Source organism: Arthrobacter sp. ISL-95 (assembly GCF_018613695.1).
Lineage (GTDB): Bacteria > Actinomycetota > Actinomycetes > Actinomycetales > Micrococcaceae > Arthrobacter.
On sequence record NZ_JAGGPR010000005.1, the window covers coordinates 754,518 to 767,905 of the forward strand.

15 protein-coding genes and 1 other RNA gene are annotated in these 13,388 nt (G+C 60.4%); 12 read left to right on the forward strand and 4 right to left on the reverse strand.

Annotated features, from left to right (window positions below):
• The first annotated feature begins 76 nt into the window (after positions 1-76).
• The 11 genes from J7I86_RS09675 to J7I86_RS09725 all read left to right on the forward strand — a co-directional run bounded on the left by J7I86_RS09675 (position 77) and on the right by J7I86_RS09725 (position 8,444).
• Positions 77-316 carry a hypothetical protein gene (locus tag J7I86_RS09675; protein WP_214819215.1) on the forward strand — a complete coding sequence of 80 codons (240 nt, stop codon included), beginning with the start codon at positions 77-79 and terminating at the stop codon, positions 314-316.
• A 7-nt stretch (positions 317-323) separates the two neighbouring features.
• Positions 324-752, forward strand: a complete 429-nt coding sequence (locus J7I86_RS09680; RefSeq protein ID WP_214819217.1) for a TadE family protein — start codon at positions 324-326, stop codon at positions 750-752.
• Positions 733-1,269 (forward strand): hypothetical protein, encoded by a 537-nt coding sequence (locus tag J7I86_RS09685; RefSeq protein ID WP_214819219.1) that lies wholly within the window; start codon positions 733-735, stop codon positions 1,267-1,269. The genes J7I86_RS09680 and J7I86_RS09685 overlap by 20 nt, the downstream gene beginning before the upstream one ends.
• Before the next feature lie 65 nt (positions 1,270-1,334).
• The gene (locus J7I86_RS09690; RefSeq protein ID WP_396019860.1) at positions 1,335-1,721 is read left to right on the forward strand and encodes a pilus assembly protein TadG-related protein; all 387 of its coding nucleotides are present in this window, start codon (positions 1,335-1,337) and stop codon (positions 1,719-1,721) included.
• A gap of 93 nt (positions 1,722-1,814) precedes the next feature.
• Positions 1,815-2,933, forward strand: coding sequence for a peptide chain release factor 2 (gene prfB, locus J7I86_RS09695; protein WP_214819221.1), 1,119 nt, complete (start codon positions 1,815-1,817; stop codon positions 2,931-2,933).
• Between the two features lie 185 nt (positions 2,934-3,118).
• Positions 3,119-3,883 carry a cell division ATP-binding protein FtsE gene (gene ftsE, locus J7I86_RS09700; RefSeq protein ID WP_017198501.1) on the forward strand — a complete coding sequence of 255 codons (765 nt, stop codon included), beginning with the start codon at positions 3,119-3,121 and terminating at the stop codon, positions 3,881-3,883.
• Positions 3,880-4,794: a permease-like cell division protein FtsX gene (gene ftsX, locus J7I86_RS09705; RefSeq protein WP_214819224.1), complete on the forward strand. Its 915-nt coding sequence runs from the start codon at positions 3,880-3,882 to the stop codon at positions 4,792-4,794. The genes ftsE and ftsX overlap by 4 nt, the downstream gene beginning before the upstream one ends.
• A 55-nt stretch (positions 4,795-4,849) precedes the next feature.
• Positions 4,850-6,265, forward strand: a complete 1,416-nt coding sequence (locus tag J7I86_RS09710; RefSeq protein WP_214819226.1) for a M23 family metallopeptidase — start codon at positions 4,850-4,852, stop codon at positions 6,263-6,265.
• 74 nt (positions 6,266-6,339) lie between these two features.
• On the forward strand, positions 6,340-6,810 hold the full coding sequence (smpB, locus tag J7I86_RS09715) for an SsrA-binding protein SmpB (RefSeq protein ID WP_017198498.1): 471 nt from the start codon (positions 6,340-6,342) through the stop codon (positions 6,808-6,810).
• 98 nt (positions 6,811-6,908) lie between these two features.
• Positions 6,909-7,277: a transfer-messenger RNA gene (ssrA, locus tag J7I86_RS09720) on the forward strand.
• A 177-nt stretch (positions 7,278-7,454) separates the two neighbouring features.
• Positions 7,455-8,444 (forward strand): S1C family serine protease, encoded by a 990-nt coding sequence (locus J7I86_RS09725; RefSeq protein WP_214819228.1) that lies wholly within the window; start codon positions 7,455-7,457, stop codon positions 8,442-8,444.
• 15 nt (positions 8,445-8,459) lie between these two features.
• Here the strand turns inward: J7I86_RS09725 and J7I86_RS09730 are convergent, their stop codons facing one another.
• Positions 8,460-8,828, reverse strand: a complete 369-nt coding sequence (locus J7I86_RS09730) for a hypothetical protein (protein WP_257613859.1) — start codon at positions 8,826-8,828, stop codon at positions 8,460-8,462.
• 31 nt (positions 8,829-8,859) lie between these two features.
• Between J7I86_RS09730 and J7I86_RS09735 the strand changes: the two genes are divergently transcribed.
• The gene (locus J7I86_RS09735) at positions 8,860-10,314 is read left to right on the forward strand and encodes an MFS transporter (protein ID WP_214819230.1); all 1,455 of its coding nucleotides are present in this window, start codon (positions 8,860-8,862) and stop codon (positions 10,312-10,314) included.
• Between the two features lie 18 nt (positions 10,315-10,332).
• Here J7I86_RS09735 and J7I86_RS09740 read toward each other — a convergent pair whose 3' ends face one another.
• From J7I86_RS09740 to J7I86_RS09750, 3 genes are all read right to left on the reverse strand, one after another.
• On the reverse strand, positions 10,333-11,046 hold the full coding sequence (locus J7I86_RS09740; RefSeq protein WP_214819232.1) for a metal-dependent transcriptional regulator: 714 nt from the start codon (positions 11,044-11,046) through the stop codon (positions 10,333-10,335).
• A 9-nt stretch (positions 11,047-11,055) separates the two neighbouring features.
• Complete coding sequence (locus J7I86_RS09745) at positions 11,056-11,880, reverse strand: class I SAM-dependent methyltransferase (RefSeq protein WP_286179626.1); 825 nt, start codon at positions 11,878-11,880, stop codon at positions 11,056-11,058.
• A 90-nt stretch (positions 11,881-11,970) separates the two neighbouring features.
• The gene (locus J7I86_RS09750) at positions 11,971-13,380 is read right to left on the reverse strand and encodes an aminotransferase class V-fold PLP-dependent enzyme (protein WP_214819234.1); all 1,410 of its coding nucleotides are present in this window, start codon (positions 13,378-13,380) and stop codon (positions 11,971-11,973) included.
• Positions 13,381-13,388: the final 8 nt, after the last annotated feature.

Here is a 13,388-nt window from a genome sequence, read left to right on the forward strand (position 1 = left end):
GCCATCGATCCATCATGGCCAATCCATTCGGAAGCCTCGCCAAGCCAGCAACGTCTCAAATACATTGGGGAAACTCATGAAACAAATCGCAAGCAAACTGTCCGTCATTTCCTTCCTGCTGCTCTGCTCCTCTTGGTTGTTCGTGGTGGTCGCACGGAGGGTGCTGCCTCCGCGGGAGGACCGCGAACGTGGTGACGTACCGGGTTGGGTAATGATCACACTCATGTCCGCGATCCTCGTGGCAGGACTACTGGCCATCGCCACACCGGCATTGAGCGACCTTTTCAATCAGGCCATGAGCAAGGTAGGCAAGTAGGCGCGGGATGAAGAAGCATGCATGGGTCGTCGCCCACGACCATGTTCCCTCAGAGCCAACCGGAGACGCGAACGACCGCGGATCCGCGGTGGTCGACTTCGTGTTGGTCGGCGCATTGCTGACCTTGTTTTTTATGTCGATTGTTCAGCTCATGCTGGTCCTGCATGTTCGAAACACACTCATTGATGCAGCCGCGTCAGGAGCGCGGTACGGAGCTTTATCGGACCGCACGTTCTTGGATGCCCGGGTCAGGACTGCTGAGTTAATCGGTGGTGCTCTGAACAGCGATTTTGCCCGCGACGTCACGTCGACTGAAATCACCGTTGATGGGATTCGCACCCTGGAAGTGACAGTAAGGGCCCCATTGCCGGTTGTTGGTCTAATTGGTCCCGGTGAAATATTGGAGGTCAAGGGGCATGCAGATCTTCCGGGTTGACGAGCCAGAGGCACTGCTGACCGCTTTCAGGCAAAGGGTGCGCGAGGCCCTGTGCCTGCCGGCCAGGTCTGACGGCAGAGCGTCTGGTGGCTCTGCGAATCCTGAAGCACAACGCGGCAGCGCCGTAGTGGAGTTCACGTTTCTCGCGCTGCTGCTCATGGTCCCTGTGGTCTATTTTGTCGTGACCGTAGGCCAGATCCAAGGAGGCTCGTTTGCCGTGGTGGGTGCTGCGGATCAAGCAGCAAAAGTCTTCGTGACTCAAGGGGACCCTGCAAGCGCGAGGATTGCCGCGGAGCGCAGCGTGCTTGTTGCCCTCAAGGATTACGGTCATTCGCCGGAATCAACCAGCGTAACGATCGAGTGTGATCGGGCGGGTTGTTTGTCGGCCGGTACAACGGTGACTGTGACGGTGCGCCTGGACGTTTCGTTGCCGTTGACGCCGTTCGGGGACTCGCTGGACTTGAAGGCGGGGCGACTCAGTGCGTCCGCATCCCAGGTTGTGGGGCGTCACCGGTGACCGTGGCGTCCTCGAAGAGTCGGCCGCAGGAAGAGGGCCAAATAACGGTTCTCATCGTCGGTTTCGTGCTTTTGGCCCTCCTCCTGGCTTCAGTGGTGATGGCTGCGTCAACGGTCTATCTGGAGCACAAGAAACTGCTGTCCTTGGCTGACGGCGCGGCGCTCGCAGCCGCGGATTCCTACACGGCAGGGGATATCGGGGGAGGCAGCCTCCCTTCCACGTCCTTGGTGGACGTGAGAGTGCTGGCCGCTACGGATTCTTATCTCGAAGCCAGTAGCGCCTCTTTCCGCCATGATCACCTGGCTATCGCAGGAGGTACCGGGAGCGAGCCCGGCGGCACAGCGGTAGTGGTCCTCAGTGCCGTCGTGCACCCTCCCGTGGTCAGTTTTCTGCTGCCTGACGGGATTGTCATCGAGGCAAAGGCAACGGCCAGATCCCGACTCATCCAATAATCGTCCGCATGGCAGGGAACTGTTCGGAGGTAACTCACGGGCCGCGGTGGGGGCCGTCAGGGAGTGCAGGGAATAGCGTACGCTGGGATGATCATGGCTGAAATTGATTTTCCCGCGGAAATCCGCGCACTTCGAGCAACGTACAGCTCAATAGAGAATGTCACCGATGTTGATGCCTTAAAGGTTGAGATCGCTGAGCTGAGCGAGCAGGCCGGGGCTCCGGACCTCTGGGACGATCCTGCTTCTGCCCAGGTGATCACCTCACGTTTGTCGCACAGGCAGTCTGAAGTTGAGCGCCTGTCCAAGCTTGCTTCCCGGATTGACGACCTCGAAGTCTTGGTGGAACTCGGCCAGGATGAGGGCGATGAGGATTCCATGGCGGAAGCGGCCAAAGAACTTTCCTCCATCCGTAAAGCATTGGCGGAGCTCGAAATAACAACTCTTCTGTCGGGCGAGTATGACGAGCGCGAGGCCGTAGTGACTATCAGGGCTGGAGCCGGTGGCGTCGATGCTGCCGATTTCGCCGAGATGTTGATGAGGATGTACCTGCGTTGGGCTGAACGCCATGGCTATCCCACCACCGTCATGGACACGTCCTACGCAGAAGAAGCAGGCTTGAAATCTGCCACCTTCGAAGTGAAGGCGCCCTACGCCTTCGGCACATTGAGCGTCGAAGCCGGCACGCACCGACTGGTCCGCATCAGTCCCTTTGATAATCAGGGGCGCCGTCAGACATCCTTCGCAGCAGTGGAGGTCATTCCCTTGATCGAGCAGACCGACTCGGTTGAAATACCGGACAACGAAATCCGCGTTGACGTCTTCCGCTCCTCGGGTCCGGGCGGTCAGTCAGTCAATACCACAGACTCCGCCGTAAGGCTGACGCACATCCCTACGGGCATTGTGGTCTCCATGCAGAATGAAAAATCGCAGCTTCAGAACCGTGCGGCCGCCATGCGTGTGCTCCAGTCGCGATTGCTGCTGGTTAAGAAGGAACAACAGGACGCCGAAAAGAAGGCGTTGGCCGGAGACGTCAAGGCGTCCTGGGGCGACCAGATGCGCTCTTACGTCCTTAATCCCTACCAAATGGTCAAGGACCTGAGGACGGAACACGAAGTGGGCAACACCTCGGCAGTACTTGACGGCGATATTGATGACTTCATCGACGCAGGCATCCGTTGGCGTACCGGCAACCGAAACGCAGCAGCCAACTAGAGCCTGCAGCGTGAATTGCGCCTTGTGAGGCTTGGATTCCGCGACACGCCTTTGAAAGCCGCGGAATCATAGCTGCCACATGCGTATAGTCGAGTGGCCGGTGCTCTCACTTCCCCCATCGAAAGCCCGTGCTCCGGCTGTTGGACTGGGCGGCTACGTCATGTCCGGCGGGGTTCTAAAGGGCCATGATCAGATTTGAGAATGTCACCAAGGTCTACGAGCAGAATGCCCGACCGGCGCTCGACTCTGTGAGCCTTGAGATCAACCGCGGCGAATTCACCTTCCTGGTTGGCGCCTCTGGCTCAGGCAAGTCCACCTTCCTTCGGTTGATCCTGAAAGAGGACAAAGCCTCATCCGGCTCGGTGTATGTCGCCGGCCAGAACGTCGCCAACATATCGAGCTGGCGCGTCCCGAAGCTCCGGCGTGGAATCGGCGTTGTCTTCCAGGACTTCCGGTTGCTGCCGCAGAAGAACGTCTTCGCGAATGTGGCGTTCGCGATGCAGGTGATAGGTAAGAGCCGTTCCATTATTCGGGAGACAGTGCCGGAGGTCTTGAAGACCGTTGGCCTGGAGGGCAAGGAACGTCGTATGCCCCATGAACTTTCCGGTGGCGAGCAGCAGCGGGTGGCGATCGCCCGCGCCGTCGTAAACCGTCCCGGCATTTTGCTGGCGGACGAACCGACCGGAAACCTGGACCCCATTACCTCGATGGGAATCATGGGAGTCCTGGACAAAATCAACCAGAACGGCACCACGGTAGTCATGGCAACGCACGACGACGACATCGTCAATGAGATGCGCCGCCGCGTGGTGGAGCTCAAGAACGGCAAGGTTATTCGCGACGAAGCGAAGGCACTGTACACCTCTATGATTCCGGTGGTTGGCGAGTCGCGGCGGTTGAGGGATGCCAGCGGCGAGGAACTCAACCGTGCGCAGGGGGCACAGCTGTGAGGCTTTTGTTTATTCTGGGGGAAATCGGCAGCGGCCTGCGCCGAAATCTCTCCATGGTCATTTCTGTGGTCCTTGTAACTTTCGTTTCCCTGACGTTCGTCGGTGCGGCAGGAATGCTGCAGATGCAGATCAACCAGATGAAGGGCTTTTGGTACGACAAAGTCCAGGTGGCAGTGTTCCTCTGCAATGACGGTTCGACGGCGGTTGGCTGTGCTTCGGGTTCGGCCACCAAGGAGCAGCAGGCGAACCTTCAGGCGATGCTGGAATCCCCGGCGGTCAAGCCGTATATCAACGATTTCCAGTTTGAGTCCCAAGCTGAGGCGTACAAGCATTTCAAGGAGCAGTTCTCCAACTCGCCAATTGTGGATTCCGTGTCTGAAGACCAGTTGCCGGCTTCTTTCCGGATCAACATGAAGAACCCGGAGAAGTACGAAATCATCAGCGAGACGTTCTCCTCGCAGCCGGGTGTTGAGACGGTCAGCGACCAACGGCAGGTGCTGGAACGCATCTTTTCCTGGATGAACGGGGCCTCAGTTGCGGCCATAGGCGTGGCGGCGGTGATGATTTTCTGCGCGGTCCTTCTGATTACCACCACCATCCGCTTGTCAGCGTTCAGCCGACGGCGCGAGACCGGAATCATGCGGCTCGTGGGAGCGTCAAAAATGGTGATCCAATTGCCGTTCATCCTCGAAGGTGTCATAGCGGCCGTTGTGGGTGCACTGCTGGCCTCCGTTACGCTCTGGCTCATGGCACACTTCTGGCTCAACGGTGATTTGTCGCGACAGTTCCTGAATACGCCGTTCATCTCTTCCACCCAGGTCCTGGTGATAGCGCCGGTGCTGATTGCACTTGGTGCCGGACTGGCTGGTATATCTTCGCTGCTGACCCTTCGGCGCTACCTGAAGGTGTAGCCGTGGACGCAATGAACGAAACAACAGCCATGCCCACAAGCGAAAAGGACTCCTGATGACCACGTTGGACCCGAACCCTCTGCGCCGGCGCTTCGCGTCTGGCCATGCTCGGTTTCTGGGGGTGGTTCTTGCTGTGGGCTTGGCAGTCAGTCTGTTGTCGGGCGCTCCAACTGCCACGGCCGACAGCCTCGAGGACCAGCAAGCTGCTCTGGAAGCAGAATCGGCCCGCGTTCAGGCATCACTGGAGTTTGTTGACTCAAACATCGCCAAAGCTGCCGGTGATCTGGTCATCTACCAAGGCCGCCTTCCGGGCGCCCAGCAGGCCCTCTTGGAGGCTCAGGGCCGGGTAGCGAGTGCGGTCAAAGAAGTCGAAGCACTTGCTGCCAGGGTTGAGCTTGCCCAGCAGAACAAGGCCAAGATCACGGAGCAGCTGGAAAGCGATAAGCAGAAGATCACCGACACCAAGAAGCTGATCGGCCAGATCGCCTCCCAGGCCTACAAGTCCGGTGGAGTGCCTACGAACATTGCGCTCCTGTTCGGCTCCAGTGAATCCGGTAGCCTCACCGAGTCCATGGACTTGGCTGATCAGGCCATGCGTAGCCAAAACGCAGCGATGACCAAACTCACCCAGCAGAACGCCACCAATGTGAACTCCCAGGCGAGACTTGTTGCTGTTGAGGAAGAAATCCAGGACCTGAAGGGCAAAGCGGATGCCGCGCTTGAGCGCGAGAAGTCGGCAAGGGATGAAGCTGCGAGCAAGAAGGCAGAAGTCGACAAGCTGATTGAGGACACCACACGGCTGAACGGACAACTACAAGCCGCCAAGCCTGGCATCGAAGCCAACCTTGCCCGGGTAAAGGCAGAACAGAGTACGGTCGCCGCCGAAATTGTGGAGCGCGACCGGAAGCTGAGGGAAGCCTGGGAAGCTGAACAGCGTCGGATCGCAGAAGCAGCAGCGGCTGCGGCCGCTGCTGCTGCCGCAGCCCAAGGAAGGCCTGCGCCTCCTGAACCGCCGTATTCTCCTCCGCCCGCCGGTTCACCGTCAGCTTTCGGTCTTCGTCACCCGTTCGCAAGCGCTGTCCCCATCACCTCCGGTTTTGGCTGGCGTGCAACACCACCAGGCACCATCGACTTCTACGGCACTGGTGGTTACATGCACACAGGAATCGACTTCGGAGCGGCGTGCGGCACGCCCGTTTATGCAGCGGCGGCGGGCGAAGTCTTCAACTCGGGATGGAACTCTGCCGACGGCGGCGGGTGGCGCGTGAAACTGTCGCATGGTGTGGTGCAGGGCAATTCGCTCACCACCATCTACTACCACAACAGCAGCATTGTGGTCGCGAACGGCCAGCAGGTATCGGCGGGGCAGCTCATCGCATACTCGGGCAGCACGGGTAACTCGACAGGTTGCCACGCTCACTTCGAAACCTGGCTCAACAGTGCCGCAGTGGACCCCATGACCCTCCTGTAGTGTGCAGCCAGCGCGGAGGCTCCGCCGCGCTGGCGTACACTAGTTGAAATCCGCATCTAACAAGGAGTTCTACCGTGCCCAAGGAAAGTGGCCGTAAGGTAGTGGCCACCAATCGGAAGGCCCGGCATAACTACCATGTCCTGGACACCTATGAGGCAGGTATCGCCCTCATGGGAACAGAGGTGAAGTCCCTCCGTGAAGGACATGCCTCGATGGTCGATGGCTTCTGCACCTTCTACAACGACGAATTGTGGATGGAGGGCATCCACATCCCTGAATACCACCAGGGGAGCTGGACCAACCACGCGGCCCGACGACGTCGTAAGCTCTTGTTGCACCGCGATGAACTGGACAAGATTTCGCAGAAAATCCGCGAGTCCGGATTTACGGTTGTACCTCTTCAGCTGTACTTCCTGGATGGTCGGGCCAAGGTGGAAATCGCCATTGCCCGCGGTAAGAAGGACTATGACAAGCGTCAGACCCTTCGTGAGCAGCAGGACAAGCGTGAGTCACTGCGTGAGTTGCGGGAACGTAACCGCCGCTAGGTGGCGTGTGTCCGGGGAATGATCCACCGGATGAATGCGTTATGATAGGTAGTCCGACGAGAGTTCAAGGACTCTTGCCGGGTTTGGTAACAAAATACGGGGATGATCGGTTTCGACGATGTTAGTCGCGACAGGTGAAGCGGGCCGAGGATGCAGAATTATCTCGTAAACGCTGTCTGCAAACCAATAAGTGCCGAATCTAAGCGCACTGACTTCGCTCTCGCTGCCTAAGCAGTAAGACAGTCCGTCAGCCCGGGGTTGCTATCGCCCCGGTTCCTGGCGTCATTTAGATAGCCACTGCTGTTTGCCTTCGTCATTGTGGTAAACGGGACTCTTAGATGACTGGGCCCGGATCAGCCACTTGTTCGCAGGATGGCTGGGGCCGAGAAAATCCGACGCGAACTGCGCCCGGAGAAGCCCTGACAAAACGACATCGGACGGGGGTTCAATTCCCCCCATCTCCACCCCTGAAAGCCCTCGGATCCTCGTGATCCGGGGGCTTTCTTTGTGCCGTGTTCACAACGAGCGTTCACCTACGGCGTAGCGAGTTCCGGACTACCGGCACCTACTTGGCAGTTGTAGTTTGTAGGCGCCTCGGCGAGGTTTGAGGTGAGGCGTAGCAGGTTGTTGGCAGGAGGCACGTGATGACAACGAATCCGGCGTTCGAAGAACAATCGTCAGGCGACTCTGAGGCCGTGGACGCTTACTCGCAGATCGTCATACGAGTTGCGGAGTCCGTGACGCCGCATGTTGCTGCCATCGAAATGACGAGCACGGACCGCCGTGGCCGGGTTAGGGGTGGTAGCGGCTCAGCTGTGGTCTTCACCGGAGACGGTTACATGCTGACCAACGCCCATGTGGTAGCCGGTATCCGGTCCGGCCGGGCTGTCTTCGCGGACGGAAAGCATACGGAGGTGGAGCTGGTAGGCGCTGATCCCCTTTCAGACCTCGCCATTGTCCGTGGAGTGAAGTCCGCCCCGCCGCCGGCGTTGTTGGGCAACGCAGAGACGCTCAGAGTGGGTCAGTTGGTGATTGCTGTGGGGAATCCGCTGGGCCTGGCGGGCTCGGTAACTGCCGGAGTGGTGAGTGGATTGGGGCGATCCATTCCCGTCAGGGCGGGCGAGCACAGGCGTGTGATTGAGGATGTCATCCAAACCGATGCTGCGCTCAATCCAGGAAACTCCGGCGGCGCGTTGGCTGATACCAGGGGACGCATCGTAGGCATCAACACGGCAGTTGCGGGTCTCGGGTTGGGACTGGCTATACCTATTAACGCCACAACCCAACGCATCATTGCCTCATTGCTGAAGGATGGACGGGTCCGCCGGGCTTACCTGGGCTTGGTGAGCACTCCGATTCCGTTGGATGCCAGTGCAGTGGTGCGGACGGGCCAGAAGGAAGGCCTGCGTGTGGTGGAAGTGATCCCGGGCTCACCGGCGGAGTTGTCCGGACTCCAGCCGGGAGATATGGTGCTGCGTGCTCTGGACCGTACGGTATGGAGCGCTGAAAGCCTGCAGAAATTGCTGTTTGCCGAGGCTATCGGCCAGCCGTTCCCGCTGACGGTACTCCGGGATGGGAAAGCACTGAAGCTCACTGCCGTCCCGTCCGAAATGAGTCAGCAGGCTTACGGCTGATCCGTCCTGGTCAAGCTAATCTTTGCGAACGTCCACCACACCGACGAACCGGCTTCCAACGCCTTCATATTCGCTGCGTACGTCACCGAGGAAGAGCTCGGGCAGTTCGCTGTTCCGATGGGTGCCACAGAAGACGAAGGAGAAGTCGGGCCACCATTTCTTGGGGCGAACGGCCTCGGTGTAGCCGCATACGGCACACGTCAGGTGGACCCAGACGGGTCGCTTTCCGGTGCGGTTGGCCCGGGACTGTACCAGCCACGCCGGGGGATTGTCTTGCATGTCCCTGAGGTCGGCTTCGGAGAGGCGGGACGGAATGCCGTGGCGTTGGGCCATTTCCATCGAAATATCCAGGGCCAATGCGGCGTCACGTCTGCTAATCACCATTCAACGATACGGGACTTTCCCGGCGTAGGCTGTGCACATGACTGACGCAGCGGCCCTGCTCCCGAGTACCCCGCTCCAAAAGCGCGTCCTCGTGGTGGCAATTGTGGCTTCATTCATCGCAATCCTTGATGGATTTGTGGTGAATCTCGCACTCCCGGCCATCGGGCGTGAACTTGGTGGTGGCCTGGTCATCCAGCAGTGGGTGGTGGACGCGTACCTGCTCACACTCGGAGCGCTGATCCTGGTGGCGGGCTCGCTGTCCGACCATTTCGGCAGGGCAAGGATTCTTGAGTGGGGACTGGCCGGTTTCGCTGTTACCTCGGTGATGTGCGGGCTGGCATGGACCGGCGAAGTGCTTGTGGTTTCCCGGGCGCTGCAAGGGGTTGCCGGCGCCCTGCTGGTCCCGAGTTCACTTGCCATGATCATCTCCTCGTTCTCTGGACCCGCGCAGTCCAAAGCCATAGGGCAGTGGTCCGGGTGGACCAGTGCTGCGGCCATTGTGGGTCCGCTGATCGGCGGCGTCGCCGTGGATCTTTTGTCCTGGCGGGTGATCTTCTTCATCAATGTCATCCCGGCCATTGCCATCTGGCCGATGCTTGCGGGTCTGCGGGCATCCGACGCCGCCAGGGACAAGAGCAAGAGCATCGACTACCTGGGAGCGTTCCTGGCCATGGTCGGCTTGGGTGGGCCGGTGTATGCGTTCATCGAACAGGGGAGGATGGGGTGGGGGAGTCCTCAAGTGTGGGTTCCACTCCTGGTGGGCATTGCGGCAATGGTTCTGTTCCTCATCCACGAGGCCCGGACTGCTGAGCCCATGTTGCCACTCAGGCTGTTCACAATCGGCAACTTTGCCTGGGGCAATCTTGCCACCTTGGCCATCTACGCCGCGATCTCCCTGGGTTTCTTCGTGTTGGGTATATATCTGCAGCAGGTGGGCGGCATGGGAGCTGCAGTGGCAGGTATGGCGCTGCTTCCAGGCACCGTCATCCTGATGCTGGGGGCGTCCTACTTTGGTGGCCTGGCAGGTAAGCACGGCCCAAGATGGTTCATGACAATCGGACCGTTACTGTGCGGTGCGGGCTTCCTGATGTCGCTGACTGTTCAGGAGCCGCTGAACTACTGGACGCAGGTGCTGCCGGGCCAAATAGTCTTTGGTATTGGCCTGGCGACCTTGGTGGCGCCTCTCACAGCTGCCATCCTCGGTGCTGTCCCTTCCGAGGAGGCAGGGATTGGTTCGGCAGTGAACAACGCCGTGGCGCGTATTGCGGGTCTGATCTCCATCGCTTTCGCCGGAGTCATTGTAGGTCCGGTCTTCACACGGGATGGTCTGTACAACGCTTTGCTGGTGACTGCGGGCCTGTTCCTTTTCGGCGCGTTGGCGTCTGCGGTAGGGATCCGGAACCCTGTGCGGGGAGACGCGGCTGCCGCTCTCAGCGAACCTGATGCAGCATCCGACGACGGCGGTGCGAGCGGGCAGCTCAGCTGACCTCAGGCGCGCTTGGGCTCACCGGGTTGGAAGAACGCATCCTTCGTGTGTTTCGGCGCTCTGGACCCATAACGCCGAGGTGACTTCGTCCGCGAGGTCGAATACCCGGCCCTGGGCCCCGCTGCCGATGCGCACCACCAAGGCGCCGCCGAAGGGTTTACGCCCCAGCACTTCTACGGGAGCGTCCAAAGCGATCTCTTCTGCGGCCAGGTACCGGAGCAGGTCAGGATTCTCGTCACTAATCCGCGTGATGCGGCCAGAGTGGCCCTGATCCAGCTCGATCATGCGGTAGGCATGCGGCAACTCAACCGAGCCGTCGGCCGAAGGAATCGGGTCCCCGTGGGGGTCCCGGACAGGATGGCCAAGTTTGGCGGACATGCGTTCGATGAAGGTGTCAGACACCGCATGTTCCAACATCTCGGCTTCGTCGTGGACTTCGTCCCAGCTGTAGCCGAGTTTCTCCACCAGGTACGTCTCGATGAGGCGGTGCCGCCGCACCATGGACAATGCGAGCCGCATGCCCTCTGAGGTCAGTCTGATGGCGCTGTAGGGTTGGTGGTCAACCAGGCCTTGGTCCTTGAGCTTGCGCACCATCTCGGACACTGATGAATTAGCCACTCCCAGACGCTGGGCGAGCTGGGACGAGGTAATTGGCTTGTCCTGCCACTCCGTGTAGGAGTAGATGACCTTGACGTAGTCCTCAATGGAGGAGGAGGGCGTACTGGTCTTCACATCCCAAGCCTACCGCGGCGTCTGACGCTGAATCTTGAATGCCCGCCAGGTTTGCGTCATGTAGGGCAATCCGATGGCTTCACCGGGGGCATGACCAAGGTGGTCGTAGAGGTACCACTGGAGATTCCCCATGACCTTTGCCCGGGTGGCGTCATTGGCGCGGAGATAGTAACTCCGGGTCTTGGTGAGTTCCATGATGTCCATCGGAGTCAGGGCGTCCTCCCACCTGGTCAGGTGGCTTTCCAGGCACTCAAAGTCCGGGCCGATGAGTGGCCGGAAGCCGGGCTTGTGGACATCGCCGGCATGCATGATGCGGGAAAGGCGGTGTACCCAAGGAACTGACGTGTCCAGCTGATTCCAGATCAGCCCCAAAACTCCATGGGGCCGCAGGATCCGGGCGATCTCCGTGCTCGCTGCAAGCGGCTCGCACCAGTGCCAGGCTTGGGCAACGCTGACGACGTCGAATGCTGAGTCCGTCAGTCCAGTTGCCTCTGCCGTTCCCTCCAGCGCGTTGACGTGGGGGTAGGCCTTTCGCAGTTGCTCCAGCATGTCCGAGGAAGGATCGACGGCGGCGACCTCCAGTCCGCGTTCCACCAGGAGGGCCGTGAACTTGCCTGTGCCCGCTCCGAGGTCGGCCGCGGTTTGCGCCCCTGGAGGAACGAGCCAATTTGCCGAATCCGCGGGATAGCCCGGACGCACGAGATCGTAGTGTTCCCCGCCGTCCTGAAAGCTCTGGCCGAGTTCGAGCCTGCGGGTGGCATGAAGCTTTGGACCTCGCGGTCCAGCTGGTCCGGGGATGCCGGCCGCATCGCTTGCGGCGCCCTGGGAAGGCAGGGACACTCGGAACTCCTTCAGAGGGTGGCTAAAAGTACCCTACGAATTTACCGCATTGGATCCTGCCGTCGCGGTTTCTGCTTGCGCTGTTTAGTCGACAGTGCAGGGAGCTGCGCCTGCTGTACCTGGGGTGTTCGGTGCCCACTCGGGGTAGCTGCGGTGGTCGTTGGCCGGAACCCAGCGCCCTTCGTCCACCACGTAGTCCCAGCCAAGTCCGTTGCGCTTGAGTCCTTCGATGCCTGCCAGCAGCCGCGTGGCATCCTCCAGCCGGGAGCCCACGCCGAAGCTGGCGCGCAAGGATCCCGAGGGGAGCCCAAGACGCTTGAGGAGCGGGTGCGCGCAGAAGCGGCCATCACGCAAGCCCACTCCGTGTTCCGCAGCCAGATACGCGGCAACCAATCCGGCGTCGAATCCTTCCACGGAGAAATTGACCACCCCAATGGTATCCAACGAGTCAGCGAAGATTTTGTGCACAGTCACACCGTCAATGGCTTCCAGGCCTCGAACCAGGTAGGAGCGAATGGCGGCTTCGTGAGCGTGCCAGGCGTCTTGGTCCAGCCCTGCAAGCACCTGGGTTGCCCGGGCGAGTGTCGCAGCACCCAGCACGTTGGGGGAGCCGCCCTCGTGTCGCGCGGGTCCAGCGGCCCAACTTACTGAGTCCAGGCGGGCTTCGCGAACCGCACCGCCACCGGCCAGGTGCGGAGTCCCGGCGTCGAGCCAGTCCGGGCGCCCCACCACGACGCCTGCGCCAAAGGGGGCGTAGAGCTTGTGTCCCGAGAAGACAACGTAGTCCACGTCAGCCTCGGTGATATTGATTCGGCGGTGCGGAGCGAGCTGGGCCGCGTCTACCACGATTCTTGCGTCGTATTCGTGGGCAAGCGCAGCCAGCCGGTCGATGGGAAGGATCTCCCCGGTGACGTTCGAGGCGCCGGTCACGGCCAGCAGGCTGACCCCGCCCTGGGCAAGCTCGCCTCGGAGCTTGTCCAGCGTTTCGGCCAAGGTGGGTGCCGCCACGACACTGCGGTGGGGGACTCCCTGCCAGGGAAGCAGGTTGGCGTGGTGCTCGATGTCCAGGTACAGGACCTCGCCCGTAAACTCGCCGTCCACCTGCGGGAGGCATCCAGCCAAGAGGTTCAAGGAGTCCGTGGTGTTCCGTGTAAAGATCACGGAGTCATCAGGGCGCCCGCCGACGAATTCACGGACGATGTTCCGTGAATTCTCGTACACCGAGGTGCTGATTTGGGAGGCGTACCCGGCTCCGCGGTGGACGCTGGCGTAGTAAGGAAGGACCTCGTTGAGGTAGGCCGAAACAATGGTCAGGGCCGGAGCCGATGCACCGTAGTCGAGGTTGGCGTAGCGTACGTGACCACCTTGGATCAGTGGTGCCTGCAGCTCAGCGCCTGTGACAGCGGCAAGAGGACGTGCCGCTGCGGCCGCCTCCGGCAGGGATTCTTCAACAAACGAAGGAATGGTATTTGAGTTGAACGTGACAGTGCTCATGGGACCTC